4 protein-coding genes are annotated in these 2,017 nt (G+C 44.6%); 2 read left to right on the plus strand and 2 right to left on the minus strand.

Annotated features, from left to right (window positions below; translation table 11 throughout):
• Both A3762_RS13970 and A3762_RS13975 read left to right on the plus strand, forming a co-directional pair.
• Positions 1-489: iron-containing alcohol dehydrogenase (locus tag A3762_RS13970; RefSeq protein ID WP_156493459.1), on the plus strand; the 489-nt coding region annotated here is incomplete at its 5' end.
• Positions 490-509: 20 nt separating this feature from the next.
• Positions 510-965, plus strand: a complete 456-nt coding sequence (locus A3762_RS13975; RefSeq protein WP_068756131.1) for a thioesterase family protein — start codon at positions 510-512, stop codon at positions 963-965.
• Here A3762_RS13975 and A3762_RS13980 read toward each other — a convergent pair.
• Complete coding sequence (locus tag A3762_RS13980; RefSeq protein ID WP_068756133.1) at positions 962-1,207, minus strand: Rho-binding antiterminator; 246 nt, start codon at positions 1,205-1,207, stop codon at positions 962-964. The two genes, A3762_RS13975 and A3762_RS13980, sit on opposite strands and share 4 nt — an antisense overlap.
• Before the next feature lie 33 nt (positions 1,208-1,240).
• Positions 1,241-2,017 (minus strand): helix-turn-helix domain-containing protein (locus tag A3762_RS13985; RefSeq protein WP_068756135.1); only part of this gene is annotated, 777 nt, incomplete at its 5' end.

A 2,017-nucleotide genomic window follows, 5' to 3' on the forward strand; every position in this document is an offset into this window, starting at 1 on the left:
ACTGCTAATATTTTTACTGCAACGCATCATGGCCATGTACTAGAAGCGCGCGAAAAAATGTTACTTGGGGCGCTCTATGCAGGACAAGCATTTGCTAACTCGCCCGTCGCAGCGGTACATGCACTCGCATACCCATTGGGTGGACATTTTCATATTCCACACGGATTAAGTAATTCCTTAGTGTTGCCGTACGTGCTGCGCTTCAACGTCGACTCAGCAGCAGAGCAATACGCGCAACTCGCTCCAATCATGTTTCCTGATCAAAGTTTTACGGGGACGAACCAAGATATTTGTGAGCAATGGATTGATCAGATTGAGAACTTAATAAAAGATCTAGGACTACCATCGACATTGCGCGAGATGAATATTGAAGAATCTTTCTTACCTACGTTAGCCAAAGACGCGATGCTACAAACCCGATTACTCGTCAATAATCCGCGAGACGTAAGCTATGAAGATGCTTTAGCCATCTATCACGCAGCATTTTAATTATTAAGGACGTCATACCAGTGGCAAATAAAGAAACAGAAGTTAGGCAGAACTATAAATCCTTTCACCCGATCACTACGCGCTGGCACGACAATGATCTTTATGGCCACGTGAATAACGTGGTGTACTACAGCTATTTCGATAGTGCCGCAAATGCATATCTTATCGAGGAAGGCGGTCTAGATATTCACAATGGATCAACGATCGCCTATGTCGTTAACTCGCACTGTAACTACCACAGTGCGATCGCATATCCAGAAAAGATTGAAGCAGGCTTACGTGTCGACAAGCTAGGCACCAGCTCCGTAACTTATGGAATTGCTATTTTCCGCGAAAAAGAAAATCAAGCAGCCGCAAATGGCCAATTCATCCACGTCTTTGTCGATAGAGAAAGCGGCAAGCCTGTCCCGATCCCAGACAAAATACGCACTGCGCTAGAGGCTATTCTAGTAACTCGAATGGCAAAGTCCGTCTAAGCAAACTCAACTTCATGAAAGTGAGGGTTTTCATCCAGAGCCCTCATGCGTTTCACAGTGTCTAAAATTACAAGGTTTTCTTGCGTTTCCATACGCAACTTCACGCATTCATTTCGGTGCTGATCATAAGCGGTATCGACCATAACGCCCTCCGCCACTTCTGCATCCTTGAGAAACAACTGAACGCGTAATTTATAAGTACAAGCAATTTCAATGTAATCGTATTGTTGGCAGGAAATCATTGAGACTCTCCATAAACTACTATCAACTTGATTTTATCCATTCTCAGCCAATCGCTGAAAGAACACCCTGGTAAATGCATCACCAGGAAAAAAGGTTTCAACCTTAATCTCTTCAGCGGTGATATCTTGTGCAGTACCAAAAGATGAGATCATGCTAAAGGTTTTAAGCGTCACGTCACCAACGGTCATGTGCATTGGTAAAATCGGAGCAATCGGAGTGGGATTTCCGAGCAGCCCTATTTTTTTATCTTCGTAATGAAAATCGGCAGCAATTTCCTTATGCAAGGCTGCTAGATAGTCATTCTCTGGATCTGCACTCAACTCACGTTGTAATCGCTGCATCATGTGCATTGCCATCTCATCCCAATTCGAGATAAACGGACGCATTCCATGCTCTGAGAAGGTCATGCGATACACATTTTTATCACCGCTCGGATCGACCTTTTGCCATACATCTTCGACCTCTCCCACCAAGCCAACTAAACGCAGAGACGCGTCATTAGCCATCAGCAGATTCCAGTTTCTGTCTGCAACAATTGCGGGGTAAGGTTCATGGTGCTTCAGGCTCATTTGTAAGGCATCTTGCACCATACTCATCTCATCATTATCCAAAGCACGCTGCTTATAAACTTGTGCAAAGCCAGCGGAATGTAAAAGCTGATTACGTTCTCTCAATGGTAGTTCGAGCGCTTCGCTGATCGTCATGACCATCTCTCGACTTGGCTTAGAGCGCCCAGATTCAAGAAAACTTAGGTGCTTTTGAGAGATGCCAGCATCGAGAGAAAAATCTAATTGAGATACTCGTCGCTG

The organism is Oleiphilus sp. HI0125 (assembly GCF_001635355.1).